Origin of the sequence: Gudongella sp. DL1XJH-153, from assembly GCF_049310905.1 — a bacterium.
Lineage (GTDB): Bacteria > Bacillota > Clostridia > Tissierellales > Tissierellaceae > Gudongella.
Window position 1 is genome coordinate 77,676 of the sequence record NZ_JBMEMN010000002.1, and the last position, 24,600, is coordinate 102,275.

General features: G+C 41.3%; 30 protein-coding genes. 2 read left to right on the plus strand and 28 right to left on the minus strand.

The window, feature by feature from the left end; translation table 11 throughout:
• Positions 1 to 16: 16 nt before the first annotated feature.
• Positions 17 to 1,171, minus strand: coding sequence for a pyridoxal phosphate-dependent aminotransferase (locus ACOEN1_RS01955; RefSeq protein WP_422484732.1), 1,155 nt, complete (start codon positions 1,169 to 1,171; stop codon positions 17 to 19).
• 12 nt (positions 1,172 to 1,183) lie between these two features.
• A complete protein-coding gene (locus ACOEN1_RS01960; RefSeq protein ID WP_422484733.1) occupies positions 1,184 to 2,392 on the minus strand; it encodes a LeuA family protein in 1,209 nt (402 codons plus the stop codon).
• Positions 2,393 to 2,614: 222 nt separating this feature from the next.
• Here ACOEN1_RS01960 and ACOEN1_RS01965 point away from each other — a divergent pair, with 222 nt between their 5' ends.
• Complete coding sequence (locus tag ACOEN1_RS01965; protein ID WP_422484734.1) at positions 2,615 to 3,487, plus strand: cupin domain-containing protein; 873 nt, start codon at positions 2,615 to 2,617, stop codon at positions 3,485 to 3,487.
• A 45-nt stretch (positions 3,488 to 3,532) separates the two neighbouring features.
• Positions 3,533 to 4,594, plus strand: a complete 1,062-nt coding sequence (locus ACOEN1_RS01970; RefSeq protein ID WP_422484735.1) for a mechanosensitive ion channel family protein — start codon at positions 3,533 to 3,535, stop codon at positions 4,592 to 4,594.
• Positions 4,595 to 4,657: 63 nt separating this feature from the next.
• Here ACOEN1_RS01970 and ACOEN1_RS01975 read toward each other — a convergent pair whose 3' ends face one another.
• The 26 genes from ACOEN1_RS01975 to ACOEN1_RS02100 form a co-directional block, all read right to left on the minus strand.
• Positions 4,658 to 6,511 carry a complex I subunit 5 family protein gene (locus ACOEN1_RS01975; protein ID WP_422484736.1) on the minus strand — a complete coding sequence of 618 codons (1,854 nt, stop codon included), beginning with the start codon at positions 6,509 to 6,511 and terminating at the stop codon, positions 4,658 to 4,660.
• Between the two features lie 27 nt (positions 6,512 to 6,538).
• Positions 6,539 to 7,996, minus strand: coding sequence for a complex I subunit 5 family protein (locus ACOEN1_RS01980; RefSeq protein WP_422484737.1), 1,458 nt, complete (start codon positions 7,994 to 7,996; stop codon positions 6,539 to 6,541).
• Between the two features lie 25 nt (positions 7,997 to 8,021).
• A complete protein-coding gene (locus tag ACOEN1_RS01985) occupies positions 8,022 to 8,405 on the minus strand; it encodes a cation:proton antiporter subunit C (protein WP_422484738.1) in 384 nt (127 codons plus the stop codon).
• Positions 8,405 to 8,827: an MnhB domain-containing protein gene (locus ACOEN1_RS01990; RefSeq protein WP_422484739.1), complete on the minus strand. Its 423-nt coding sequence runs from the start codon at positions 8,825 to 8,827 to the stop codon at positions 8,405 to 8,407. The genes ACOEN1_RS01985 and ACOEN1_RS01990 overlap by 1 nt, the downstream gene beginning before the upstream one ends.
• On the minus strand, positions 8,820 to 9,137 hold the full coding sequence (gene mbhE / locus ACOEN1_RS01995; RefSeq protein ID WP_422484740.1) for a hydrogen gas-evolving membrane-bound hydrogenase subunit E: 318 nt from the start codon (positions 9,135 to 9,137) through the stop codon (positions 8,820 to 8,822). The genes ACOEN1_RS01990 and mbhE overlap by 8 nt, the downstream gene beginning before the upstream one ends.
• Positions 9,134 to 9,373 carry a Na(+)/H(+) antiporter subunit B gene (locus ACOEN1_RS02000; protein ID WP_422484741.1) on the minus strand — a complete coding sequence of 80 codons (240 nt, stop codon included), beginning with the start codon at positions 9,371 to 9,373 and terminating at the stop codon, positions 9,134 to 9,136. The genes mbhE and ACOEN1_RS02000 overlap by 4 nt, the downstream gene beginning before the upstream one ends.
• Positions 9,360 to 9,674: a monovalent cation/H(+) antiporter subunit G gene (mnhG, locus tag ACOEN1_RS02005; RefSeq protein WP_422484742.1), complete on the minus strand. Its 315-nt coding sequence runs from the start codon at positions 9,672 to 9,674 to the stop codon at positions 9,360 to 9,362. Before mnhG ends, ACOEN1_RS02000 begins: the two co-directional genes overlap by 14 nt.
• 12 nt (positions 9,675 to 9,686) lie before the next feature.
• Complete coding sequence (locus tag ACOEN1_RS02010; protein ID WP_422484743.1) at positions 9,687 to 9,953, minus strand: monovalent cation/H+ antiporter complex subunit F; 267 nt, start codon at positions 9,951 to 9,953, stop codon at positions 9,687 to 9,689.
• A complete protein-coding gene (locus tag ACOEN1_RS02015) occupies positions 9,950 to 10,459 on the minus strand; it encodes a Na+/H+ antiporter subunit E (RefSeq protein WP_422484744.1) in 510 nt (169 codons plus the stop codon). Before ACOEN1_RS02015 ends, ACOEN1_RS02010 begins: the two co-directional genes overlap by 4 nt.
• Positions 10,460 to 10,586: 127 nt before the next feature.
• On the minus strand, positions 10,587 to 11,006 hold the full coding sequence (locus ACOEN1_RS02020) for a hypothetical protein (protein WP_422484745.1): 420 nt from the start codon (positions 11,004 to 11,006) through the stop codon (positions 10,587 to 10,589).
• 188 nt (positions 11,007 to 11,194) lie between these two features.
• On the minus strand, positions 11,195 to 12,064 hold the full coding sequence (locus ACOEN1_RS02025; RefSeq protein ID WP_422484825.1) for a FoF1 ATP synthase subunit gamma: 870 nt from the start codon (positions 12,062 to 12,064) through the stop codon (positions 11,195 to 11,197).
• Positions 12,030 to 13,574: a F0F1 ATP synthase subunit alpha gene (locus ACOEN1_RS02030; protein ID WP_422484746.1), complete on the minus strand. Its 1,545-nt coding sequence runs from the start codon at positions 13,572 to 13,574 to the stop codon at positions 12,030 to 12,032. The genes ACOEN1_RS02025 and ACOEN1_RS02030 overlap by 35 nt, the downstream gene beginning before the upstream one ends.
• A gap of 17 nt (positions 13,575 to 13,591) precedes the next feature.
• Entirely contained in the window at positions 13,592 to 14,344 is a 753-nt protein-coding gene (locus ACOEN1_RS02035) for a F0F1 ATP synthase subunit delta (RefSeq protein ID WP_422484747.1), read from the minus strand.
• Between the two features lie 4 nt (positions 14,345 to 14,348).
• On the minus strand, positions 14,349 to 14,615 hold the full coding sequence (locus tag ACOEN1_RS02040) for a F0F1 ATP synthase subunit C (RefSeq protein WP_409227147.1): 267 nt from the start codon (positions 14,613 to 14,615) through the stop codon (positions 14,349 to 14,351).
• A gap of 12 nt (positions 14,616 to 14,627) precedes the next feature.
• Entirely contained in the window at positions 14,628 to 15,293 is a 666-nt protein-coding gene (locus ACOEN1_RS02045) for a F0F1 ATP synthase subunit A (RefSeq protein ID WP_422484748.1), read from the minus strand.
• Positions 15,294 to 15,321: 28 nt separating this feature from the next.
• Positions 15,322 to 15,627 carry an ATP synthase subunit I gene (locus tag ACOEN1_RS02050; RefSeq protein WP_422484749.1) on the minus strand — a complete coding sequence of 102 codons (306 nt, stop codon included), beginning with the start codon at positions 15,625 to 15,627 and terminating at the stop codon, positions 15,322 to 15,324.
• Entirely contained in the window at positions 15,584 to 15,883 is a 300-nt protein-coding gene (locus ACOEN1_RS02055) for an AtpZ/AtpI family protein (RefSeq protein WP_422484750.1), read from the minus strand. The genes ACOEN1_RS02050 and ACOEN1_RS02055 overlap by 44 nt, the downstream gene beginning before the upstream one ends.
• A gap of 5 nt (positions 15,884 to 15,888) precedes the next feature.
• Positions 15,889 to 16,266, minus strand: coding sequence for a hypothetical protein (locus ACOEN1_RS02060; RefSeq protein ID WP_422484751.1), 378 nt, complete (start codon positions 16,264 to 16,266; stop codon positions 15,889 to 15,891).
• The gene (gene atpD, locus ACOEN1_RS02065) at positions 16,241 to 17,632 is read right to left on the minus strand and encodes a F0F1 ATP synthase subunit beta (protein WP_422484752.1); all 1,392 of its coding nucleotides are present in this window, start codon (positions 17,630 to 17,632) and stop codon (positions 16,241 to 16,243) included. Before atpD ends, ACOEN1_RS02060 begins: the two co-directional genes overlap by 26 nt.
• A gap of 49 nt (positions 17,633 to 17,681) precedes the next feature.
• Complete coding sequence (locus ACOEN1_RS02070; protein WP_422484753.1) at positions 17,682 to 18,797, minus strand: Ldh family oxidoreductase; 1,116 nt, start codon at positions 18,795 to 18,797, stop codon at positions 17,682 to 17,684.
• Positions 18,798 to 18,842: 45 nt separating this feature from the next.
• Positions 18,843 to 20,933: a heavy metal translocating P-type ATPase gene (locus ACOEN1_RS02075; RefSeq protein ID WP_422484754.1), complete on the minus strand. Its 2,091-nt coding sequence runs from the start codon at positions 20,931 to 20,933 to the stop codon at positions 18,843 to 18,845.
• A 28-nt stretch (positions 20,934 to 20,961) separates the two neighbouring features.
• Entirely contained in the window at positions 20,962 to 22,431 is a 1,470-nt protein-coding gene (locus tag ACOEN1_RS02080; protein WP_422484755.1) for a multicopper oxidase family protein, read from the minus strand.
• A gap of 140 nt (positions 22,432 to 22,571) precedes the next feature.
• The gene (locus ACOEN1_RS02085) at positions 22,572 to 22,940 is read right to left on the minus strand and encodes an iron chaperone (protein WP_422484756.1); all 369 of its coding nucleotides are present in this window, start codon (positions 22,938 to 22,940) and stop codon (positions 22,572 to 22,574) included.
• Between the two features lie 128 nt (positions 22,941 to 23,068).
• The gene (locus ACOEN1_RS02090) at positions 23,069 to 23,560 is read right to left on the minus strand and encodes a pyridoxamine 5'-phosphate oxidase family protein (protein ID WP_422484757.1); all 492 of its coding nucleotides are present in this window, start codon (positions 23,558 to 23,560) and stop codon (positions 23,069 to 23,071) included.
• Positions 23,561 to 23,606: 46 nt separating this feature from the next.
• A complete protein-coding gene (locus tag ACOEN1_RS02095) occupies positions 23,607 to 24,143 on the minus strand; it encodes an HD domain-containing protein (RefSeq protein ID WP_422484758.1) in 537 nt (178 codons plus the stop codon).
• A gap of 109 nt (positions 24,144 to 24,252) precedes the next feature.
• Positions 24,253 to 24,600 (minus strand): hypothetical protein (locus ACOEN1_RS02100; RefSeq protein WP_422484759.1); only part of this gene is annotated, 348 nt, incomplete at its 5' end.

Sequence of the window (24,600 nt, forward strand, 5' to 3'; positions counted from 1 at the left end):
AGTTTCCCCTCCTTAATTAAGATAGTGCTTTTTCAATCCTATTGAAGGCTTCTTCCATTTGTTCTATTGGAATGGTACATGAAATTCTGACATAGTCATCACTGTTTGGACCAAATGAAATTCCTGGGATAGTAATTACTCTTGCTTCCTCCAGCATCTTCATTCCAAACTCCATGGACTTCATTCCTGTTTCCTTTATATTTACGAATATATAAAAGGCTCCTTTTGGCTTGATACAAGATAATCCTTTGATATTGTTGATTCTTTCATATGCATACTCAACTCTCTTGGAATAATCCTCTACCATTTTGTCAACTTCAGATTCGCAATTCTGAATAGCATAGAGCGCTGCTTTCTGAGATATTGAATTCATGCTCATTGTCGTTCCTATGTTTATTATTTTCATTATATTGATTATATTTTTTGGACCTATCGCATATCCAACTCTCCAACCACACATTGCGTAGGTCTTTGAGAAACCTGCAATGGTGAATGTTCTTTCCTGCATATCTGGAAGAGTTGCAAAGCAGACATGCTCTCCATCGAATATAAATGCCTCGTAAATTTCATCCGACATAAGAATAAGATCATGCTTCTTGATAACATCTGCCACTTTCAAGGCTTCTTCCCTTGAAATAACTGCTCCTGTTGGGTTTCCAGGTGAATTCAGCATAACAATTTTTGTCTTCTCAGTTATCTTGGCTTCGAGAGCCTCCGCTGTCATATTGAAGCCTTCTTCTTCTTTTAATGACACTGGTACCGGTACACCATATACATACTCAATTGCCTGCATATAAGGAGTAAAGCATGGATCTGGAACGATTACTTCATCTCCAGGGTTTATTAGTGCTTGCAGCACCAGGTAAATAGCCTGAGTGGCTCCAGCACTGATAATAACATTATCAGGAGTTGACTCCAACCCGTATTTCTCTTCCCAATACTGGGAAACCGCTTGCCTTAAATCTAAAAATCCATTGACCGGTGGATAATGAGTGAAACCATTTTTACCCGCATCTGCTGCAGCCTTAATTATTGACTCATGTGTATTTGCATCGGGCTCTCCAATACCAAGACTGATGATATCTGTGTATTTGGAAGCTGCTTCAAACATCTGAAGCATCGGTGAAGGTTTTACCTCCTTGAATAAATTTGAAACCTTTATGTTTGCCATGTTAATGCCTCCTTAAACCTCTTTGGTTAACTGAATAAACTCCTCATTGTTCAAATCTCTCTTAAGCTTTAGTGAAAGATCTTTTACCTTGGCTAGAAGAATCTTTTCCTGTTCTTCGGACAATGTTAAATTGTTTTCTTTTATCCATGACTTGATATTATCCTTGCCACTCTTCTTTCCCAAGTATAATTTAGGTTCTGTTTGACCAGTTAATGTCCACAGGTATGGAAGCATTGCCAATGGTTCTTCATCCTTGCAATTTGCCCAAAGACTTGATGGCATTCCTGTTTCCCAACCGAATATTCTGTCTCCGACAACTGGCTGCGTTGGGTAGATGTCATATCCCGTTTTCTCAGCAACAAAATTTGACAAGTCCTTCAGGGAATCCAGTTTGATTCCAGTATCATAATCATAAAGGACTCTTAAGGCCAAAGCCACCTGCTCAAGTGATACACTACCTGTTCTCTCGCCAATGCCATTAACGGTAACATGTGCTACTTCAGCACCTGCTGCCAAGCCTGCTATTGTAGAAGCTGTTCCCATTCCAAAGTCATTATGAAAATGAACCTCTATTGGTACACTGAACGCATTCTTAAGCTTTCTGACAGTGTAAGCGGCACCCTCTGGTGAATAACATCCAAAGGTATCTACCAATGCCAGTGAATCCATGTGGCCGCCTTCTGAAATCTGATGAACAGCATCCATCAGAAAATCAAGACTTGCCCTTGATGAATCTGCAGGAAAGAAAGTTACATAAAGTCCCAGTTCCTTGGCTGCTTGTGTTGCCTCAATAGCCGCCTTTATAGCTCTTTCAGGGCTCCATTTCTTGCCAAATTTAAGTAAATGTTCACTGCCTGGAATCTCTGCAAGAACATGGTTAACGCCACACTCTTTGGCCAGCTTCATGTCATCAGGCGTATTTCTAACAAAAGCAAATATCTTGGGTCCAAGATTGAGTTCTGCAATTTCTTTTATTGCATCTGCATCCTCTTGTGAAGCAGCTGGAGTTCCCGCTTCGATTCTATGAACCCCTGCAAAAGCCAATTTCTTTGCTATCTCTACTTTTTCTTTTCTTGTAAGTATGATTCCCGGCTGTTGTTCACCATCTCTTAGGGTAGTGTCCAGGATTTCAATGTTCTTGGGAAATTCGAACTTCTTCATTACTTCATCAGCATAGTTGGCTTGACTTACCCACCATTTTCCTTCTTCTCTATAACCCATTTTCATCCTCCTTTTTTCTTATCATGGTAGTACGCTTTACAATGTTACTAAAATAAGATTATCATTATTTTACTAACCTTGTCAACGCTTTTTTAGTGTTGGTATAATTTATTTTTTTAAGATTCCAACTTTTTATTTGTTATGGAGATTGATTGTATGTTAAAATGGTAAAAATGTAATAATATAATAAGTATTAAGAATAATATATATCGGAGGGGCATTATGACTCATATAGAAGATAACAACAACATATACTTCAGTATTACTGAAGTTGCAAATGTTTTGGAAGTATCAGCTGCCACAATCAGAAACTGGGAGAAGCAGGGCTTGTTTGTAGCTAAAAGAAGCAGCAACTCCTATAGGATATATAGTCTCAAAGATATTGAGGCACTTAAGCAAATAAACTATTATTCGAAGAATTACAAGATGAATGCACAGGCAATAAAAGATATAATGATGCCTAGAATGTCTTCACCACCCATTATGCAGGATGCTGAGATTAATACACCAACAGCATCCCCCAGCAGAAAACTGCTTGGGAAAAAGTGGAGAGACTACAGGATAGAAACCAATAAAACTCTTGAAGAGGTTGCCAATGATGTTGGAATCTCAGTATCATACTTAAGCAAAATCGAAAATGGTCATGCAAATGTTTCCTATGAAATCCTGGATAAGCTTGCAATTTATTACGACAAGAGTATTTTGCATTTCTTCGAACCTGAGGAAGAAGCTAAAGTAGTGGTTGAAAAGGGAAAAGGCGAGAAAATTCAAACCGGTCTTGCCGGTGTAATGATGGAATCACTGATCGCTCAAAAGGAGAGAGTTTTGTTTCCAATGATGTTCTACATTGAACCTGATTCTGGATCGAGCCATACCCATAAACACAATGGCGAAGAGTTTATTCATGTACTGTCCGGTACAGTAAGAATAACCTTGGATGAAAAGGAAAACCATAAATTAAAGGAAGGCGACTCAATTTATTTTAAGTCCTCAACCAAGCATAGCTGGAAAAACATTGGTACAAAAACTGCAAAGCTTTTATGGGTCCACTCACCCTATGAAAGAAATATTCAAGAAGATAAGTCAACAGAATAATAATTTAATAATGAACACATAACCTAACAAAAAAGGAGACATTATATGCTTGATTCCATCTATATAATTCTAAGGGACCATTTACTGATACCTGCTATTGTAATATTAGCACTGTTTTTTACAAGACCCTTGATAAATAAGTATTTGAGAAAAAATGAGACATACTCCCAGCTTGGAAACTGGATTATTCTCTATGCATTTCTAATCTTTTTCCTAAGCTACTATCAGAACTCAACATGGCTGTTCTATCCATTTATTTCATTTGGTTCGGTTGGAATTAATCTTAACCTCTTGATTGTATCATTCCTTATAATCACAATGGCCTTCCATATCTCAAAGGTTTTTACAAAGCAATTTTTGCCCGGTGTATACAGTAGATATCAGCTTGATAGAGGCATCCAGTTTACCTTCAACAGACTCTTCCACTATGTAATTATGATAATCGCAATATTTATGACTGCTTCTGTAGTGGGTATCCAGCTCAGTGCACTTACTGTATTTGCTGGAGTTCTTGGTGTTGGTGTCGGATTTGGATTGCAGAACATAACATCAAACTTTATCTCAGGTATAATCCTTTTATTTGAAAGACCAATAAAAATTGGAGACCGGGTTATTGTGGAGGATATAATCGGTGATGTCGAGCAAATCAATATGCGTGCAACGATTATCCGCTCTGTCAACAACGAGCATATCATTGTTCCCAACTCCTACTTCCTTGAGGAGCATGTTATTAACCGTTCATTCGGATCGCCATTTATGAGACTTGTTGCACCGGTGGGCGTCTCCTACGATTCAGACCCAGACAAGGTAAAGGAGTTGCTGCTTCAGGTAGCTTATGACGAGGCAAAGGAAAACCCGGCTGTTCTTCTCGAGCCAAAACCCTATATCCATTTTGTCGGGTTCGGAGACTCATCCCTTGATTTTGAAATATTTGTATGGGTGTCAGACCCAAGGGATCTTATCAAGGTAAAGACAAATATAAATTTCAAGATCTTCCGTATATTTAAAGAAAACAATATTGAAATACCATATCCGCAACAAGATCTGCACCTTAGATCAGTTGATAAGGATTTGCTAAAGAAGCAGTTTTCCAAAAGTGAAAATTAAAGAGATTAGTTGAAATGAAGCTTAAAAGCCTGCGTCGGATACAATCGACGCAGGCTTTTATCATTACAGGAAGTTAAGCAAAAGAACCATCAATAGCAAGAGCATGACACTATAAATAAAAACATCGGAATTTCCAATAAACATTTCCATTTTATGAAGCCCTTTTTCAATTTTCTTTCCTGACCATTCATAAATGGGGGTATAGAAATCGCTCTCGAAGTCCATCTGTTTCGGCAAATGAAAATGAAATAGATTAAACTTCATTCCCACTACATAAATCAGGATTCCACCTGCATAGACCTGGAGCATTGTGCTCAAATCCTTATAGTTGAAGAAGTTCATATCCACCAGGTATTTGTCGATAAAATATCCATCAAAGCTCAAGCTGCGGGCAGCCGGAATTATAAAGTGATCCATGAGAAGATTGGGAAACAATCCAATCGCCACAACAAATACGGCCAATAGTCCCATTGCAGCGGACCCCAGATTATAGCGTTCCCTTAATGTTTCATACTTTACTGGCAAATGACCCAGAAAGACCTTGGAGTACAATTTTATGAATGAAGCAGCCGTACCTGCACTGACAATGTTAAACATGTATTCCCCGTAAACAAAGATCGGATCTCCGTACTCATAGGCTTCTATTATTGCGTGGTGCAAAATGCTTTTACTGGCAAAGCCGTTGAACAATGGCATTCCCGTAATTCCAAAGGCAGCAATCAGTCCTACCGCTGCTGCAAAAGGCATCTTTCTGTACAAGCCGCCCAGCTTGTACATATTCTGTTCCCTGGTCCTGAAATACACGGCACCTGCCACCATAAAAAGGAGCGCCTTGAATATTCCGTGATTAATCATATGATACAGGGCTCCGGAAAAACCCATGGACCCATCAAATCCCAAATAAGCGGCAACACCAATACCCATTATGACATAGCCCATCTGGCTGACACTGTGGTAGGCAAGCATACTTACAATCTTCTCCTGTTCAAGGGCAGCTATCACACCGACTATCATCGTCAGCAGCCCAATCCATATAACAAGAGCTCCGATATCCCTCAGTGTTATTATGACTGTCTCGGTAATGGCCTGGGTTTGACCCTCAGTTGATGATATTATTGAAACAAACAAGCGAAGGATTCCATAGCCCCCCACCTTCATAAGTATACCTGAAGACAATGCATTTACCGACATATGGGATTTGGGATATACCACGGGTACCCAGTGATGCAAGGGTACCATTCCGGCCTTGATTCCAAAGCCCATGATAAAGAAAGCTGCGGCAATGTATTTGGCCACTCCCAGCTCGCCGAATTTTTCGCCCAGTGTAATCCATTCGTAGCTTTGTGTATATGATGATAGAATAAGAATTCCTGCAAGAATCAGTAGTCCACCGAAGATCCCATAGTAAATGTAGGTGCTTCCTGCAACGATAACATCTCGTCCCTGTTGGTGCACCAGTAAAACATAGCTTGAGAAAGTCATGATTTCAAAAAACATGAAGAAGCTCAGAAGGTCCCCTGCCATTGCAGTACCTATGGTTGCGATATATGTCACCATAAAGAACAGGTAGAAGCTTTTTTCCCGGCCGCATCCCTTGATATCCTGGGATGTATAGAGGCTGACTGTAAAGAACATTAATCCTGAAAAAATCATAAACAGTAATGAGTACATGTCAATTCTGAAGATTATCCCATTGCCAAAAATATTTGCAATCCTATATTCCATGGGCGCCTGCATGACCTGTGGATAGGCAAGTACCATAAACGCTGTTGAAATCAAAATCACAGACCTTACTGTAAATCGCCTCGCTCCGCATCTTGTTTCTCCAAAGAAAGGAATTATGAAAATCTCAAGTGCGCTTAAGCCAATAATGACCATCGGCAGCCACAGCTCTATTATGCTTTTTGTCAGATTCATATTCACCCTCCCTTTCCTTGATGGTATTTAGAGACCGACAAATGTCGGTACTGCGAGTTTGATTATATCCATAACAATATTTGGGAAAAAACCAATTAAAAGACTGCCTGCCGCCACAATAGCCATTGATATTCTCATAGGCAATGGACTGCAGGTTCCCTCCGGCGCATATGACCTATCCGGGTGCTCTGCAATAAAAGCTGAGATTATTATTGGCATATAGTAAAGGGCGTTTAAAAAGCTGCTCAATAGAATCACAATCAACAGCTCAGGATAGCCTGCATCCAGAACCGCAAGACCAAGATACCATTTGCTCATAAAGCCGCTGGTCCCTGGAATCCCGATCATCCCTATGGCTCCGATGGCAAATACTATCATGGTTATAGGCATTTCGTAGGCAATTCCATCAAGCTTCCTGACATCCCGGATTCCAGTCAGAAAAATTATTGAGCCGGCACTTAAAAATAGTGCCGTTTTCATAAATGCGTGTGATATGACATGAAACAGAGCAGACGAGATTCCAAGCTCCGTGGCAAGAGCAAGCCCCAGAAAAATATATCCAATCTGAGCCACACTTGAATAGGCCAGACGCCTTTTTATATCCCGCTGGCTTAAAGCGAATACTGAACCCATTATCATACCCATAACCGCGAAAATTATAATAAATCTTGTAATGCCAATGTCTGCTGAAATATCCTTTCCCACCACCCGGTAGATAAGCTTCGCCATGGAGAAGACATACCCCTTTACAACAAGTCCCGACAAGAGGGCGCTTGATGGAGTGGGTGCACTGGAATGTGCATCCGGCAACCAGTTGTGAAGTGGAAACATGGCAGCCTTGATTCCAAATCCCGTCAGAATGAAGCCCATGGCAAGAAGTATGTTTATTGGGTACTGCTCCCATACCTGGCTGATTTCAGCATTGATCAGGGTCATGTTAAGATGTCCCGTCACCATGTAGATCAAGGCTGATCCCATCAAGACGGTCACTGAACCAATTGTCCCCATTATAAGGTATTTCATGCTTGCATACAGCGAATCCTTGGTGTTCTTGATTGCAATTATTGCAACAGATGTAAGGGACAGCAATTCTACAAACACATAGAGATTAAAGATATCGTTGGTGAAAATCATACCTATCAAGGAAAAGAGCATCAAAAAAACCAAAGTATAATAGCCTTTAATTCGGGATGAATGAATTTCATGCTCAAGGTCCCTGAAGGAGTACAACACTATGAGAATCGCTAGTACAAGTACAACCAGAGTCATCAGGGCAGAAAACTCATCGACAATGAACTCAATTCCGATTCCCCGACTGTAGGATCCGAATATGTAGCTGTAGGATGACTCCCTGAGAACATTATCAAGCTCCAAGATTGCAAAAATTATTGAAATGCCAAGTACTCCCAGAATTCCAAACTCGAATCTTCTGCCAAGTGGCTTCTTGAGAAGGGGAATAATCACTGCACTTCCAAGCAAAAGCATAAGGATATATACTGGAAAATGAAGGCTAGTCATCTGTCTCCACACTCCTCATTTGGATTATTTCATCCAGCTCAATTGTCCCGTAGGCCTCGTGTATCTTAATCACCAGACTCAAGGCAAATGCCGTCACGCTTACCGCAACAACAATACCCGTCAAAATCATTGCTGAAGGCAAGGGATTTACAAATAACTGCTCCCCGCTTCCAGGGTCAACAAGAGGAGCTCTTGCACCCTGTACATAGCCGATGGATACAAAAAACAGAAAAATAGAGGTTTCCATTATATTTATCCCAATGATTTTCTTTATAAGATTGGGGTGTGTCAGTACTGTATATAAACCCACCACAAACAAGATCATCGCACCGATATAATTTATATTGTCTATTAAGAAATTCAGATCAGACATCATCATTCTTCCTCCAGCATTGTATGGAACAAGGTTACCACTGTACTCATGACCTTAAGTCCCAGGACAAATGTAACAAATGGAATCAAGCCTGCACTCATAACCTTTCCAAGCTCTCCCATGGGAAATCCTGCCGCCTTATTGGTCAGAAAACTTTGTCCCATGAAAATCCCTGCAAGACCAAATGCTATGAAAAGTAGGATTCCTCCGCTTTCAAACCTGGCTGAGGTATCGTGGGAAAGACGCTTCTGACCCTTTTCAAGACCGAATGCCAATGTATAGAGAACCAGGCTGGACGCATAGATTGCTCCTCCGGAAAAAGCTCCTCCCGGCGAAAGATGACCATGGATGATCACATAGAGACCATATAATTGAATAAAGGGTAGAATCATTTTGGTAATCACTCGTACAAATAGATCATCCATCGTGCTCCTCCTCTCCTCCCTTTCTTGGCTTGGGATGGGCAAGGCCTAAAAGCGCTGCAACACCCACAATCCCTGTAAAAAGAACAGTTGCTTCGCCAAGAGTATCAAAAGCCCGGTAATCAGTTATGATGGCTGCGATAAGATTTGTGCTCCCGGTGTCAGTTGTCCCTTCCTCAACGTAATAATAAGCTGTATCATTGTATGAGGGGCTGTCGGCAGCACCCATTGGCGGAAGCTCTCCAATGCTTGCAACCAAGACAAACAGCAGGGCCCCAAGAAGTATGATTGTGAATACTTTTTCCCATTTCATTTCTCCATCCTCCTCGTCCGACTAATTACCACTATAAAGAGACTTGTGGTAACCCCAGCTCCAATGGCAGCTTCTGTCATTGCTACATCCGGAGCCCTTAGTAGAAGCCAAAGCAGAGCCATCATCAAACTATAGGATGTAAAGATGACAACAGCGCTAAGCAGGTCCTTTGTCCTCTGTACTGCTATGGCTGAAATGATCAGAAATACGATTAAGACGACATTAAGTATTTCCATTACCACTCACCTCCCCAGTCCTTTTTTCCTTATCATAGGCTGCTTTGGCAATAATATGGGATGATACCGGGTTTGTTGCATATATGAAAATCAGAATCAGGAACAGCTTAAAGCTTACAGGCTCAAAGCCCCTGTAGATTATCAATGCCAGCAACGCCAAGCCTGCACCCAGGGTGTCGCTTTTAGTGGTGGCATGCATTCTGCTGAACACATCAGGCAAACGAATAAGTCCGACTGTACCTACCATAAAGAAAAAACCGCTGCCCAGAATCAAAACAAGTATTATCATTTCTTTTGCCATCTCCATCACCTCCTAGTAAAGCTTTTCTTTTTCAATATACTTTGACACGGCAATTGTAGCGATAAATCCCATCATTGCATAGATCAGTGCCACATCAACAAAGGCATCCTGATCTGTAATAATCGCAATAAATGCTATCAGAACAGTCACCTTTGTGGTGATTACGTTAATGGATACCACCCGGTCAGCTGCCGTCGGACCAATATATGCTCGATACAGACATACAAATGCCAATAATGAAAGAAAGATTGTAATTCCGGTAAAAATCTGCATACTCATTTTCCCTTCACCTCTAATCTCATTACATGTTCCTCAAGAGGGCTGTCGAAGAGTGCTTCCTTTGCATCCTCTGTCAAAGAATGGATCACATAGTTGCTCTCATCAATATCGACTGTAAATGTTCCAGGTGTCAAAGTTATGATATTGCCGTACAATACCTTGTTGAAATCCTTTTTAGGTCTTACTGGAACCTTTACAAAACACGGTGAAATATTCATTTTGGGGCTTAATACTATTCTTGCAACCTGGATATTAGCCTTAAATATCTCCATTATCAACACTGCTATCAGAGTTGCGTAATTCCAATAAAATGAAATCGAGAAAAGCTGACTTTCATTATCCGAAACTACTAAATCACGGTTTAGATACACTATGCCAAGGCTGGCTACAGTGCCGATTATCAAGGATTCAACTGAAATCTTCCCATCAATTACAATCCAGAACATTAAAAGAAATCCCACCATGGCAAAGGTACTCTTGTCTTTAAAAATCATCTTCTTATCCATACTACACCTCATTTCCATATGCATAATCCCTTGAAGGCATCTTAGTTTAGTTAATACCCAAAGTTGTCTAAAAAAAAGGTCACAAGTTGACATCTTGTGACCTTTAAACTCATCCATTCAACAACCTTTACTTGTTGGCAGGCCTGACAATGGTGGATGAAAGCTTCTTGTTGTTTATGATTATGTAGTCAAGTAGCTCATCAAGCTCGGAATTTGGCAATCCGTGAATCTGATTGATCAACTCCCTTACATTCTCAGACTTGATCATGCTTAAATCCTTCTCTTTTTCATCAGTTGACATTACAACGAAATAATCCTGGAGAACCTTCTCCTGCAAAAGGTGTAATCGATTCAGATATACCTGGTATCTTCTCTTTCTTACAGCATCCTCAGTGGTATTATAGAGATAAGCTATCTCAGAATCAATCAGGTCCTCATAAATGCAGAAGCTTACAATTTGATCATCTGATACATCCTCGAATTTTAATTTCACTCCGGAATCTCTCATACTCAATAAATTAATATATGATTCTATATTACCTCTCACTTCATCTCCCCCTCTCACAATAGCTAGTGCTATTTTTGGATATATACCCACATATCTCAGGCATTAATAGCCTTACTGTCATAAAAAAACCACAAGCCGATTATTTCCAGTCTGTGGTTATTTTGCCTTTTTAATTGCAAGCTTTATGGACTTGTTTTCCAATGGAATGATTTGGTGCATCAACTGCTTCATTGGGATCTTCTTATGGCCTTGTAGCCTGAAACTACATCATTTAGCTCTTCGGTAATTCCATTTTGTCTTTGAGTGCTGTATGAAAAATTTAGTTGTTCAAGCTTTTCATCGATGTTTTTCTCCGCTGAAGTCATTGACTCTATCCTGCTTATGTTCTCAGAAACAAGAGAATAGCAAAAGCTTCTGAATAATGTAACGAAAAAATACTGTCTTATGATATCTGAAATCAATAATTCCCTATCCATTTCATATGTTGGAAGGCTTCTGGATTCCCACTCCATTTCCTCACTTCCAAATTTTCTAAAGTCAACAGGAAAAAGCACACTGCTTTGCTCAGTATAGCTAGCATGGGCTTCAGGCTTGCAGTAATGCAGTATTATGCTGCTGATATTTTCCTTGTTTCTCAGATCCTCTATTTCAACAAGCAGCTTCTGAACAACTGATGTTATACCATCGTTGGTCTGAGGCACAGGTAATAAGCCGTATATGTCATATTCAGCTTCAAGTCGTTTATAAATCTGCTGTCCTACAGCAATTACAATATTCCTACTGTTTGATTCCACCTTGGATTTGGTGTAATCTGTAATATTTTCATTAAATCGGCCAGCCAGTCCATGGTCAGATCCAAAAACTATATGAAGAGTTGATCCCTCCTTAGACTTAATATTCTCAACAGGCCCTTCCTCCTCTTGTGACAACACTATATAAATTGCCATATCCAGGATTTGACGGTAATTCCCAGAAGCTTCTGCTGCATTCTGGAACTGGTTAATATTCATGGACGCATGAGCTTTCATTGTCTTGACAATGGATTTCAGACTTTCTGCTGAATCAATGCTCCTCCGAAGATTCTGTAGAGTTTGCATCACTGATCAACTCCTCTTCTATCCTCTCGGACACTTTCGCCTTAAACTCCGACTTTATTTCATCGCTTATCTTATGGGTTGACCTTATATGGTCTCTGAATTCATCAAATTCCCCCACTACATCTTTAACCAATGTCTCTGCATCCTTGATTTTCTCAAGAGGCACCTGATCAAAAAGTCCTTCTGTCAGCGCCAGGAATATACCAATCTGTTCAACTACATCCACAGGAGAAAACTGAGACTGGTTAAATACCGCCCTTATCCTTTCACCTCTTGCCAATATCTTCTTGGTTTGATCGTCGAGTTTTGTACCAAAGCTTGCAAAAATCTCAAGCTCCTCAAACTGCGAGAATGAAAGCTTCAAATCATTGGTTATATTCCTGTATACAGGAAGCTGGGTCTTTCCACCCACTCTAGATAATGAATCGCCTATATTCAGTGCAGGGATATTCCCCTTGTTGAAAATTTTTGATGATACAAAAATCTGCCCATCTGTGATTGAAATAAGATTGGTGGGAATATATGCAGAAATATTCTCTGCCTGGGTCTCGATAATGGGCAAGGCAGTAAGACTACCATCTCCAAGGTCCTTGTTCAGATGTGTTGAGCGTTCAAGGAGCCTGGAGTGAATATAAAATATATCACCAGGGTATGCTTCTCTTCCCGGTGGTCTTTCCAACAAGAGTGACAGTTCCCTGTAGGCCCTGGCATGCTTGGTCAGATCATCATAGACAATCAAAACATCTTCGCCATTCTCCATAAAGTACTCTCCCATTGCAGTTGCAGCATAGGGTGCAATATATGCAAGACCCGGTGGATCATCGGCCTGTGCAACTATAACAATTGTATGGCTCATGGCCTGGTTCTCCTTAAGGGATTCCATTAGCTTTGCAATTGTAGATGCCTGCTGACCGATTGCACAATATATGCAAATAACATCCTTGTCCCTTTGATTGATAATGGTATCAATTGCTATTGCCGTCTTACCGGTCTGTCTGTCTCCAACGATCAGTTCACGTTGCCCTTTTCCAATGGGTACAATTGAGTCGATGACCTTTAGTCCCGTCTGCAGAGAGCTATCGACTGGATCTCTGTCCAGTATGGTAGGAGCCTCCCGTTCTATTGGCAGCCTTTCGGTTGCAGATATGGCTCCCAGATCATCCAAAGCCTCTCCCAAGGGGTTTATCGCCCTTCCAATAAACTCATGTCCAACTGGTATCTCTGCTACGCTGTATGTCCTCTTAACGGTATCACCTGATCCTATGTGATTATAATCTCCCAGTAGTATGACCCCTACGTTGTCGGTGTCCAGGTTGAAGGCCATTCCTTTTGTTCCCTTTGGAAATTGTATCAATTCCTGGTACTTGACCTTTCTCAGTCCCCTGACAATGGCAATTCCCCGATCCAAAGAGACTACTTCACCCATCTCCTCCACTTCATACTTATCGAGGTTTTCATCCAAAGCAATATCAACAAATTCACCGAATTTGGTTAATTGTTCTTTAATCATAGTGATTTGCCCCTTTACTAATTCTTTGCCTCAATGGTCTTTAGAATGTTAATCTCCGTCTGTTCCAGATATTTTTTCAGACTGCTATTCAATACATAGGATTCAAGTCTCAATTCATATCCCATAACGAGATCCTCATCCACAGTGTATCGAAGATCCTTGAAATTCCTGAACTTATCCTTTAAAGCTGACTCAAGTGTGTTTTTCTTTTCTTTTGAAATCTCATCAGCGCTTACAAATTCAAATTTTTCCTCCTTGAAGGAAATCTCAAAATCTGAAGCTGCATCATCAAGCTTGTCAATTTTATTCAGGAAGGACTCAAAATATTCCTCTTCCAGCTCTTCATCAGTTATATAGGACAGTATCCGTCTGGCAATCTTTACTGAATTTTGTCCAAGGGTGGTCTGTATATCCCTGGACAACTTGTTTTTGTCATCCTCAATTTCCTTCAAAAACTCTTCTCTCCTTCTCTCGGCTTCATTTTTGTACTCTTCGAGAAGTTCATCCTTTATATCTTCAGCCTTTTTTCTGGCCACCCTGATTGTTGCCTCTTCTTCAGACTCCAGCTGTGCCAGCTTCGTCTGGTATTCATTCATGAGGCTTTCAGCAGTTTCCATCTTTTCTTCGGATTCCTTGATCAACTTGTCTATCTTTTCCTGTCTGTTTTCCATAACCTGGTTAACAGGCTTGTAGAAAATTTTCCTAAGTATCAGCAGGAGGATAAAAAAGTTGAACACCTGGGCTAAAATTTCAAACCATTCTATTTGCATAACATCACCCCATAATCGCATTCCAGAACGGATTGGCGAAAAGTAGAATCATGGATATTACAAAACAGTAAATAGCCGTTGACTCTATCATTGCGAGTCCTACAAAAAGCGTCCTGGAGATTGTATTCGCCTCATCAGGCTGCTGGGCAATCGACCTTAATGCCTGAGCAACCGCGTTCCCTTCACCGATGGCCGGTGCAATTGATCCAATTGCAATTGTAAGTCCTGCCATTACAATGGATGTCATTCCTATAACCGTTATTGAATCCATAACTCATCCTCCTTAATTTTCACTTGTTGCTGAAGCAATGTAAACTGTTGCCAGTATGGCAAAAATATATGCTTGAATAGCTCCAGTCAGTATCCCGAACAACTGTATTACCACCGGAAAGAAAAAAGGTACAACGCCCAACAGAATAATCACTATTACGCTTGAACTCATAACATTACCGTACAATCTGACTGCCAGTGATACAATTCTTGAAAACTCACTGATAATATTGAATGGCAGCATTACAACTGACGGCTTTGCATATTCTTTAAGGTAGTTTTTTACTCCCAGGCTCTGTATTCCAAAGAAGGGCACTGCAAAGAACACGTAAAGCGATAAAGCTATTGTAGTGTTTAAAGAGCCTGTTGGGGCATGGAAGCCCGGTATAATTGACAAAATCGTAGCCGTCATAATAAATATGAAAAGCGTGCTGATAAATGGCAGATACTTTCCAGGGTCCTGCTGGCTTACGCTTTTGATCTGACTTTTCATTGTTATAAGAGTCGCTTCAAGGATTGACTGACTCTTTGACATATCGTTTTCATCTGTCAGATTCCTCGTCAACAGCAATCCTCCCACAGTCAGCAACAGCATTGTTACCCATGTAAACACCAGGGTCGCTGTTATTCTGACAAATCCCCATTCAAAATATACTATGCTACTAGGATCAATGGACATTTTTTATCCCCTATTCCTTTCATATAACCTAACTTTCCTTCTTTTTCACCCACGAGGTCAGATAAGTCCTTGCCAATATTATCCCCAGCAATGCCAGGGGGATATTGTATAAACTGTCTCCTCTGATAAGATATAATCCAACCAATACGATCAGCATCCTGACAATCATACTTGCCAGCATAAATACTGCTGGATGCTTCATATCTGCGATGCGATTTACACTGAAGTACAAGCCTCCAAAGAAAACAAATCCCAGCAAAACACCTGTTATAAATGCAATTACCATAATTTCACTTCCTTCTATTGCTTTTATCGTTAATCCAGCGCCATGCATTGTAACACCCCATGATCAACCCTGCAAACATAAGGGTAAGGGTCCAGGAAAAATCGACCTGAAATCTTTTGTCCAGATACACTCCCAGAGCAACTCCCATAAGGGTTGGAACGGTTATGGACCAACCGATTATTCCGAAAACGCCCATACCAAACATAATCTCTTTGCCTTCTTTTTTGGACCTTATCCTGTGCTTTACATCCTCTGATATCTTGCTTGTAAGCTCTTCTTCAGGGGTAGGTTTCTTTTTATCCAAAGCTATCACTCCATTTCAGAGATTCTCTTCAGTGTGGCGATTTCCATTCTGGATAGTATCTCATTTGTGACCTTTTCCTTTTCGCTTAGCACACTTAGCTTTTCCTCAACTGCCTGATTAAGCTTTTCAAGGGATTCTCCCCTGATAACCTGCTGACACACCACAAAAACCCTGTCGCTCTTCTTCACAAGAATTCCATAGTTGATTGCGTAGTATTCCTCCGATCCATCCACTAAAAGGGTGAGTATGCCCGCCTTTAATGAAGAAACAAAATCAATGTGTCTTGGAAGGATCTGAAAATTTCCCTCCGTCCCAGGTGCCGTAAGGCTATCTATTTTCTTTTGAACAATCGTCTTGTTAGGAATTATTATTTCTACGTTCATTGGCCTCATCCACATTTCCTATCATATACAGGTCACTCTCCCTATAATCCTCGAATTCATCATTGAGTATCCTCTCAAATCCATCCAGAGAATCCTCAAGTTCCACAAACCTTCCTTCCATTCCTGTGAATTGTTCAGTGGTAAAAAACGGCTGTGTCAAGAATCTCTGCAGCTTCCTTGCACGAAGTACCGTATCCCTGTTCTCCTTTGAAAGCTCCTCTATTCCAAGCATTGCAATTACATCCTTCAGCTCGTCATAGATTGCAAGATTCCTTTTTATTTCCTGAGCGATTTCATAATGTCTTTCCCCTACAATTCTCTTGTTCAGCATCTTTGATGTTGTGTTCAGAGGGTCAATGGCAGGGTACAAGCCTTCACTGGCCTTTTTCCTTGACAGGATTATTGAAGCTGACAGGTGAGAAAATATGTGGGTTGCAGATGGGTCCGTAAAGTCATCTGCAGGTACATATACAGCCTGAATTGAGGTTATTGAGTTTGTCTTGGTGCTTGAAATCCTTTCCTGAAGCTCTGAAAGCTCACTGGAAAGTGTTGGCTGGTAACCCACCCTTGAAGGCATTTTCCCCATCAGACCAGAAACCTCAGACCCGGCCTGGATAAACCTGAAAATATTATCAATCAACAGCAGAACATCCTTTTTCTCAACATCCCTTAAGTACTCTGACATTGTCAATGCAGCATGACCGACACGAAATCTTGCTCCCGGGGGTTCATTCATCTGGGCGAATATCAGGATTGCATTTTCAATTACGCCAGTTTCCCGCATTTCCCTGTACAGCTCCTCTGCCTCCCTTGATCTTTCACCAATTCCACAAAATACGCTGTATCCCTTGCTCTTTTTGGCTGTGTTGTTGATAAGTTCAGTTATAAGTACCGACTTTCCAACTCCAGCACCACCAAAAAGTCCTGCCTTTTCACCCTTGGGTAATGGTGCCAGCACATCAATGGCCTTTATTCCCGTAAGGAAAATTTCATCTGATGAGCTCCTCTGTGCAAATGATACCGGGTCCTGATGGATTGACCTTAGAATGGTATCTTCCTTTTTTTCTGAATCCACCAGATTGTTGCCAAACACATCATACAGGTTTCCCAGTGTTTGTTTCCCCACAGGAATCATCAAGTGGTTTCCCGTATCCCATATGGGATCCTTTCTGGCAAGCCCTGCAGTAAATGTTAGGGCAATAAGCTTAACAGTGGTTGAATCAACATGGGAACTGACCTCAAAAATCATCTCATGGTTTTCTCCTGCCACAATTTTATTATTTATCTCAGGCAGCTTGTTCTCAAAAACAGCCTCCACAACGCTTCCTCTGACTGTCTTTACATATCCTTCATTCATGGTCGGCATCCGAATCACCTCTTTTCGATGTTGCCTTATACCTACCCAAACCCTTGTGTTATGAATCCTGTTCAAACGGGAACTGGAAGTCCAAGCCCAAATTATCCCTTACAGTGACCAAATCATTCTGCACGCCTTCATTTACAGGCACTCCCTTATCCTTTCTTTTCTGACTGACCAGGTACTCTTTTTCACCTGCTGTGTAGATTCTATCTTCACCAGGGGACACCTTTGAGCTTCTCAATTCCCTAAGTATATTGCCTGCTGTACGCTTAAAGCTGTCCGCTCCCATAAAGGCCTCCGTATCAATTGCAAGGAAGAAGTGTCCAAGAGGATATGGTATCTTTTCACTGTTTTCACCGATACCGGAAAGCATCCTTAGAAAGCTTCCCGCCTGGAGTGCAGCTGAAAGAATCTCCACCACAGTGGCATAGCCATAACCCTTATGGCCTCCCATCTCCTCACCCATTCCTCCAAGTGGAGCAAATGCAGCCTCGCCTGAAAGCAAATCCTGTAGTATTTTTTCACTGTCAGTCATGGCTGATCCATCACTTCCAATGACCATACCGGCAGGAGTATCCTTGCCCATTCTTGCATAGTATTCAATTTTTCCCCTTTGGGTGATGCTTGTGGCACAGTCTAGGACAAAGGGGAAGCGCTCATCTGTAGGCATGCCAAATGTCAGAGGATTGGTCCCCAGCATATTTTCAACACCAAAGGTAGGAGCTATTGAAGGTCTTGCATTGGTACCGGTTATTCCAATCATATTCTCATCAGTGGCCATTGTGGCATAATATCCAGCTATACCGTAATGGGTGGAGTTTCTTACAGCTACCATTCCCATTCCATATTTTTTTGCCTTTTCAATTGCAAGCTTCATGGACTTGTAGGATACAACCATTCCCATGCCGTTATGTCCATCAACTACGGCAGTGGTTGGGGTTTCCCTTACAATTTCAAATTCTGTTACAGGATTGAGGATACCCTGGTTTATCCTGTCAATATATATGGGCTTGAACCTGTTTACCCCATGGCTTTCAATTCCCCTCATGTCACTTTCCATAAGGATATCAGCACAAATCAAGGCATCCTCTCTTGGAACCCCAACTTCTTCAAAAGCAGCCACCATAAAATCTCCAATAAACTCCCAAGGCAAATAGACCTTCTTATCCACAAGTATCCCTCCTTCATATTAATCTTCAAATCGGATCCCCGCCATTTATGCCTTTAACATCTTGGCATTTATTGCAACAATTACAGTACTCATGCTCATCAATACCGCACCCACTGCAGGACTAAGAACTATACCCCATGGTGCGAGTACACCTGCTGCAAGAGGTATTGCAATAATATTGTATCCAGTAGCCCACCAAAGATTTTGTATCATCTTTCTGTAGGTCTTTCTCGATAGATTCATCAAGGCTACTACATCGTTTGGATTGCTTTTTACAAGAACCACATCTGCAGTTTCCATTGCCACATCGGTTCCCGCACCGATGGCAATGCCAAGGTCAGCTGTTGCAAGGGCAGGTGCATCGTTAACACCATCTCCGGTCATTGCAACCTTCAAGCCCTTATCCTTGATTTTCTTTATCTGATTTGCCTTGTCATCAGGAAGCACTCCAGCATATACTTCATCTATTCCAAGCTGGCCTGCAACCCAGTCAGCAACCTTCTGATTGTCACCTGTAAGCATAATTGAATGCACTCCCATTTCCTTCAGGGCTGCAATGGCCTCCTTGGCAGTTTCCCTTACCATATCAGCAACACCAATCATCCCAATCAGTTTATCCTGGAGAAGTACAAACACAACAGTCTTTCCCTCTTCACTCATCTTATTGAAGTGTTCTTCGTCATATGAAAGTTCCTTGTCTTGGACAAATCCAATGCTTACTACATTTATCTTCTTTCCATCGACCTTACCCTCAATTCCCTTCCCAGTTAGGGACTGGAATTCCTGAATCTCACCAAGGTCGATTTCCCTTCCCTTGGCCTCATTGACAATCCCGGTTGCTATTGGATGCTCAGAGTTTTGCTCGAGACTTGCTGCTATCCTTAAAACCTTGTCTTCATCATATCCTTCAGCTGGAACAATATCTGTTACTCCGAATTCACCTTTAGTAAGAGTCCCCGTCTTGTCAAATACAACTGCATCAAGATTTCTCGCGTTCTCAAAGTTGGCTCGGTTTCTGATAAGAAGACCCTGTTTTGCTGAAAGTGTTGTTGAAACAGCAACAACAAGAGGCGATGCAAGCCCCAATGCATGGGGACAAGTAATAACCATAACCGTTACCATTCTCTCAAGTGCCATATCAAACTCGTATCCAAGTGATAGCCACACAAAAAGTGTAATAAAACCTGCAGATAATGCCAGATAGAACAACCACTTTGCAGCACGATTGGTAAGATCCTGAGTCTTTGACCTTGAATCCTGGGCTTCCTTAACCATTGTGATAACCTGTGAAAGGTAAGAATCCTCTCCTGTCTTTTTAACCTGGACTGTCAAGGACCCTTCCTTGTTGACAGATCCACCGATTACTTCATCATCCTCTTTCTTCTCCACTGGAACAGACTCTCCCGTGAGCATTGACTCATCAACTGCAGACTTTCCGTCGACAATTATACCATCAACTGGTATCTTTTCACCGGGCTTGACAAGAACGCTGTCCTCACTTTTCAGTTCAGAAATTGGTACATCCTCGACATTTCCATCTCCGTCGAGTCTATGTGCTTCATTTGGCATCAGCTTTACAAGTTCCTCCAATGCATTTGATGCACCCATTACTGACTTCATTTCAATCCAGTGACCAAGGAGCATGATATCAACAAGCGTAGCTAGCTCCCAGAACAGCTGATTACCATCCAATCCAAATACAACAAAACTGCTGTAACCATATGCAATGGTGATTGCTAAGGCAATCAGGGTCATCATTCCAGGACTCTTGTCCTTCAGCTCATCCTTTGCTCCTGTTATGAAAGGCCAGCCACCATAGAAGAACACAACAGTGGATAATCCAAAGAGGATATACATATCTCCTGAAAATCTCCAGTCAACTCCAATAAAACCCTGTATCATCGGAGATAATACAAGTATTGGAATGGTTATGATCAAAGAAATTAAGAAACGTCTCTTGAAATCCTCTACCATATCTCCATGGTCATGTCCTCCATGATCCCCATGGTCATCGTGATCATCATGATCTTTGTGTTCTTCATGATCCTTTTGTTCGTCATGATCCTTGTGTTCGTCATGATCCTTGTGTTCGTCATGATCCTCGTGTTCATGCATCTTTTCATCGTCCTTGTTCATCAGATTCACTCCTTGTTAATATCCTTTATCATTCAACCACAAACTGACCCATCATACCTGCATCCTCGTGCTCAAGTATATGGCAGTGATACATAAATACCCCTGTTTTTTTGAATGTGGCAATAGCTCTTACGGTCTCTCCCGGATACACTACAAATGAGTCCTTCCAGCCAGTTTCATTGGCTGCTGGCGGATTGCCATTCAGGTCAAGAATCTGAAACTGTGTTCCGTGGGCGTGGAATGGATGTACAGTTCCCCCCATCATTCCCATACCGCTTTGATTGGAGACCACCCATATTTCAGTATCACCAAGGCTAACCACTTCATCTATCCTGTCCATATCAAACTGCTTTCCATTAATATTTACATTTGGTCCCATCCCTAGGAATACAAATTCCCTTGTCCTTGATGCATCCTGTGGATCGAGCCTATCTATTTCAGCAAGGGTAACGGGTACTGATAAATCATTCTCTCTGCCGCCATCTACCACAAACTCCATAATGCTCCAGTCCTGGTTGGCAAGTCTAACTATTTCTCCATCTTCGTAGTCAGAGAAGTCTATCAGAATCTCAGCCCTTTCCGAAGGACCGAGAACAAGTCTGTTCATTTCCACTGGTTCTTCCAAAAATCCTCCATCTGATGCTATCTGATGGAAGCTCTGATCGTTGTCCAACCCAAGCTCAAAAATGGTCGCATTTGAACCATTGAGTATCCTAAACCTCATAAGTCCCTTTTCAACGTTTAGATATGGCTCAATTTCACCATTTGCAAGAATGACATTTCCTTGAATTCCAAACATTATATCAGGCCCTCCCAGAATATATTCAAAGGTTCCATCTTCACGGAATCTCTTATCCTGTATTACAAGTGGAATGTCGTTGATACCGTACTCCTTTGGTATATCAAGTGAATCCGACACCTCATCATCAATAATAAACAAACCTGCCAGACCCTTGTAAACCTGTCTTCCCGTATTGGATTCTGGATGAGGATGGTACCAAAGGGTAGCTGCCGGCTGGTCGATTGTAAACTCAGGAGTCCATGTTTCTCCTGGCTGAATGCCCGAATGTGGTCCTCCATCATCCTCACCGCCAACTTCAAGTCCATGCCAATGTATTGTTGTCATCTCACCATTTATTCTGTTCTCAATATTTATAGCTACATCTTCTCCCCGTCTTGTTCTAATTACAGGTCCAAGGTAATTGCCATTGTATCCCATTGTATCTGTTTGAACTCCAGGGACAAATTCCTTGGTGCCATTTTGCGCAATTATGCGGAACTCAGCCCTGTCAGGTGAAGGATCTGTATCTTCCAGAAGTGGTGGAATTGGAAGTGTTGAATCATCCGCAAGAACCGGTGACTCAATCTCCCCTGTATCAGGCTCCTCTATTGGTATTTGATCAACAGGCTCTGGAGTCTGAGGCTGCCTGTTCATAAAAAAGAACATCCCCCATACTATTACAGCAAGACCTGCTAGAACCACTATTAGCTTTTTCATTAAGCTCACCTATACCCTTCTATGTTAAACAATTTTATGTTTATCCCTATTATCCTTAATACCCGAAACAGGTGAGATTAACAACATAGTCCAGTTAAGGACATATGTCTGGGCATAAGTAAAGCGGACAACTTGTCCGCTTATCTCCAAAACTTGGTCATCTCCTTCTTATCTTCAATATTGTATTCTATCATCCTTTCGATTAGTTCAAAATCAACTTTTTCCTTCCACTTTATCTTCATGATCATCTTGGTTCTCTCATAGCCCGACTTCTTGATATCTTCATCAAAGATATCCAAAACAGCTGTCTCAGGGGACAGGGAGATATGCCCCTTGGAGATGCTGAAACCAATTATATATGTCCCGTGGTCGCTGAACATAGGCTGGTTCCACTTTATTTCCTCCTTGAGCTGCGGATACTTCTCCTTAATATGGTCAAGTATCATCTTCACCCGTTCCCTTTTGTCCGGTTCATCTATTCCATCAATAAATTCCTTGTGTGTGTTCATCCATAATCCCTCCTTGATGGTATGATACCCTTAATATATCGTTATGCCAACATTTAAAGACAAGAACAGCTGCTGAAATTTGTATTTTTAGTAAATAAAAAAGCGGGTATACCCGCTTTTTAGAATTACTATTTAGTATTCTTCGCCCTTACATACTCAATTGCTTCCTTTCCAGTTATATGCTCCACATCAATGGCAATTATGTGTGATGTCTTGCAGCCCTGGATTTCCTTTATGTTTACTTCCTCAGGCAGATTCCCGGAGTACTTGTCCACCAAGGCCTTAAAGCCTTCATACCACTCATCACCCTCAACAATCCTGGCCTTTCCAAATGCAATCACACTTCTAAAATATGTAGTGTACTCCTCACTTACGATGGTATCCTCATCAACTACTGCAAAGGAAACCTTGGGATTCTTTGTTATGGAATCCACCTTATGACCAGATTTGGCTGAGTGATAATATATCTTATCATTGTAATATACATAGCTCACAGGTACAGCGTAGGGATAACCCTCATCCCCATGGCAAGCTAGCACACCATTTGTACCTCTACTCAATACTGCTCTAGTATCCTCATCTGAAAGCAGCTGCTTCTTTCTTCTCATTTCTCTGAACATCACACATTCCCCCAATAATATAATCTATCCATTCTAAATGGAAATGCTATTCAAACACACTTGAAACCTTGTCATTAAACTCCTGGTAGAGCTCCATATCCCCCAGGTCACTCAAGGCGTCAACAAGTGATATATAATACCACTTCTGCTCCTCATATCCTGCATTGAACCTTTCCCAGAGAGCATCTCCATAGGCTACCAAATCAGCCTCAATATCCATGATATTTGAAAGCTTGTCACAAAGTGCGATCATCTTAACATCCCTTGAAGCGTTCCTGAGATGCTCAACGGTATGGTTTTTCCTCTGATTCCAAGGCAAGGTCCTGTCTGGCTCCGATTCCAGTTTTATCAGCTTCAGAATCTCCTCTCCAAACTCACTTCTAAGCTCATCCTCAGTTGTATCAGTATCCTCAAGTGTGTCGTGGAGTATTCCAGCAATTACAACTTCATCTCCCATACCTGCCTTTGACAGAAGAATTCCAACGTGTAAAGGGTGCTCGATGTAAGGAAAATCCGTCCCCTTTCTCATCTGGTCCCCATGTGCCTTCACTGCAAATCTAATGGCCTTCTTTATTCTTATCATATAGATTTCCTCCTTTGGGTTGCCCAAAGCATCTACCGAAAACCTCAAACAGTATTATTTTATCACATCAACCAATAAAAAACCCACCACAAAAGTGATGAGTTAACATTTAAACTATTCTCTTTTGAATCATTCTTATATCAACCTCATGCCTGCCAAGGATTTCCTTGAACACCTGGTTTTCCTCAATAATCCTATCAAGCTTTGAATTGGTTTCTTCTCTAAATTCTGTAAGAAATACAGTCTGCTCAATTACTCCATCTAATCTATGAATAATTCTTCTTTGACCCTCTTCAAGATTTCCGACTCTTCCCTCAAGGCTATCCATCCTAGTTTCGAGCTTATCCATTCTTACTTCAAGCTTTTTCTGTCCTTCTTCAAGCTTATCCATTCTTACTTCAAGCTTTTTCTGTCCTTCTTCAAGCTTATCCATTCTTACTTCAAGCTTTTTCTGTCC

Coding starts and splice junctions, on each gene's coding strand:
- mbhE (WP_422484740.1), bottom strand. CDS start 9,137: ATGAAATGGGAAAAAGTATTCACAATCATACTTCTTGGGGCCCTGCTG.
- ACOEN1_RS02030 (WP_422484746.1), bottom strand. CDS start 13,574: ATGATTAAAGAACAATTAACCAAATTCGGTGAATTTGTTGATATTGCT.
- ACOEN1_RS02025 (WP_422484825.1), bottom strand. CDS start 12,064: ATGCAAACTCTACAGAATCTTCGGAGGAGCATTGATTCAGCAGAAAGT.
- mnhG (WP_422484742.1), bottom strand. CDS start 9,674: ATGGCAAAAGAAATGATAATACTTGTTTTGATTCTGGGCAGCGGTTTT.
- ACOEN1_RS01955 (WP_422484732.1), bottom strand. CDS start 1,171: ATGGCAAACATAAAGGTTTCAAATTTATTCAAGGAGGTAAAACCTTCA.
- ACOEN1_RS01990 (WP_422484739.1), bottom strand. CDS start 8,827: ATGGATGATCTATTTGTACGAGTGATTACCAAAATGATTCTACCCTTT.
- ACOEN1_RS02045 (WP_422484748.1), bottom strand. CDS start 15,293: ATGTCCATTGATCCTAGTAGCATAGTATATTTTGAATGGGGATTTGTC.
- ACOEN1_RS02090 (WP_422484757.1), bottom strand. CDS start 23,560: ATGTTCAGAGAAATGAGAAGAAAGAAGCAGCTGCTTTCAGATGAGGAT.
- ACOEN1_RS01985 (WP_422484738.1), bottom strand. CDS start 8,405: ATGATGTCTGATCTGAATTTCTTAATAGACAATATAAATTATATCGGT.
- ACOEN1_RS02015 (WP_422484744.1), bottom strand. CDS start 10,459: ATGGATAAGAAGATGATTTTTAAAGACAAGAGTACCTTTGCCATGGTG.
- ACOEN1_RS01960 (WP_422484733.1), bottom strand. CDS start 2,392: ATGGGTTATAGAGAAGAAGGAAAATGGTGGGTAAGTCAAGCCAACTAT.
- ACOEN1_RS01975 (WP_422484736.1), bottom strand. CDS start 6,511: ATGAATCTGACAAAAAGCATAATAGAGCTGTGGCTGCCGATGGTCATT.
- ACOEN1_RS02095 (WP_422484758.1), bottom strand. CDS start 24,143: ATGATAAGAATAAAGAAGGCCATTAGATTTGCAGTGAAGGCACATGGG.
- ACOEN1_RS01965 (WP_422484734.1), top strand. CDS start 2,615: ATGACTCATATAGAAGATAACAACAACATATACTTCAGTATTACTGAA.
- atpD (WP_422484752.1), bottom strand. CDS start 17,632: ATGCCGACCATGAATGAAGGATATGTAAAGACAGTCAGAGGAAGCGTT.
- ACOEN1_RS02075 (WP_422484754.1), bottom strand. CDS start 20,933: ATGAACAAGGACGATGAAAAGATGCATGAACACGAGGATCATGACGAA.
- ACOEN1_RS02085 (WP_422484756.1), bottom strand. CDS start 22,940: ATGAACACACACAAGGAATTTATTGATGGAATAGATGAACCGGACAAA.
- ACOEN1_RS02040 (WP_409227147.1), bottom strand. CDS start 14,615: ATGGATTCAATAACGGTTATAGGAATGACATCCATTGTAATGGCAGGA.
- ACOEN1_RS01970 (WP_422484735.1), top strand. CDS start 3,533: ATGCTTGATTCCATCTATATAATTCTAAGGGACCATTTACTGATACCT.
- ACOEN1_RS02035 (WP_422484747.1), bottom strand. CDS start 14,344: ATGCAAATAGAATGGTTTGAAATTTTAGCCCAGGTGTTCAACTTTTTT.
- ACOEN1_RS02060 (WP_422484751.1), bottom strand. CDS start 16,266: ATGAACGTAGAAATAATAATTCCTAACAAGACGATTGTTCAAAAGAAA.
- ACOEN1_RS02050 (WP_422484749.1), bottom strand. CDS start 15,627: ATGCATGGCGCTGGATTAACGATAAAAGCAATAGAAGGAAGTGAAATT.
- ACOEN1_RS02000 (WP_422484741.1), bottom strand. CDS start 9,373: ATGGAAATACTTAATGTCGTCTTAATCGTATTTCTGATCATTTCAGCC.
- ACOEN1_RS02080 (WP_422484755.1), bottom strand. CDS start 22,431: ATGAAAAAGCTAATAGTGGTTCTAGCAGGTCTTGCTGTAATAGTATGG.
- ACOEN1_RS01980 (WP_422484737.1), bottom strand. CDS start 7,996: ATGCTTTTGCTTGGAAGTGCAGTGATTATTCCCCTTCTCAAGAAGCCA.
- ACOEN1_RS02010 (WP_422484743.1), bottom strand. CDS start 9,953: ATGAGTATGCAGATTTTTACCGGAATTACAATCTTTCTTTCATTATTG.